The sequence below is a fragment of the Acinetobacter sp. 1566109 genome, from assembly GCF_000582255.1.
Classification (GTDB): domain Bacteria; phylum Pseudomonadota; class Gammaproteobacteria; order Pseudomonadales; family Moraxellaceae; genus Acinetobacter; species Acinetobacter nosocomialis.
Genome location: NZ_JEYB01000203.1, coordinates 1 through 860 on the forward strand (window position 1 = coordinate 1; position 860 = coordinate 860).

Consider the following 860-nt stretch of genomic DNA (forward strand, 5'->3'; position numbering starts at 1 on the left):
TAGCTGCAACATAAGCTTTTGCAAAATTTCCCGACAACTATCCCTAGGATTAAAGCAATTAAAATTTGCCACGCAAGGCTAAATTTAAAATTCTTCATAAGACAATCCTTATGCACCGCAAAGTATCAAATATGAGAGGGAGAAGACCACTATCTTAGAGTGAAACCTCAATATGTACACTAATTTCCAAACAGAAATTTAAATGCACAAGCAAATCACAACCCGCCGATCCGGCGAAGTAAACAACAATGCCTGTTGACGATCCAACATGTCAACGATCGGCACATTCTATTGAGATTTGCCAATTAAACAAGTCCAATTTATGTCTAAATAGACCAAAGCCTATATTTATTCTTCAATAATCTATAAAAACAAAAACTTATCAAAAAAAATTTTTGTATCTATTTTCATCGAAAAAGGCTCGGATATATAAAAAACTTATGGACAACTACCTATAATTAAATAGATTTTAAAATTAAGATAATCTTAAAAATATTTCTTTAATTTACAAATAATTAAATGGTATTTATATAAAATATCAACCCGAGTTCTGCGTCCTGCAAAACTCGGGTAAATGAGGTTGTGCTTTCAGGGTATATAATTCTTTTTATTGCTTCCATTCTAACATCTTATCCATGATGTCGTTCCATATCAGCTTAGTGCATCCTTACTTGGGATTATCCATTCCCGCTTCCGTGTGCCGATGAATGTAGAATACGGGTTTTAGTTCCCCCTGCCTATTGGACCTAGACTCAAATCTTTGTACGATATTGCTTACAACCTGCTTTTATATACTTTTCTCTTTATAAGGCTCTGCAATTTCATCAGTCACTATTTTTTCTTCTTTTTCAGCTTTAGCA

The 860-nt window shown here is 33.4% G+C and carries 1 protein-coding gene; it reads right to left on the reverse strand.

Features of this window, described 5'->3' with window-relative positions; translation table 11 throughout:
• Positions 1–98 (reverse strand): hypothetical protein (locus J582_RS27450; RefSeq protein WP_228131721.1); only part of this gene is annotated, 98 nt, incomplete at its 3' end.
• Positions 99–860: the final 762 nt, after the last annotated feature.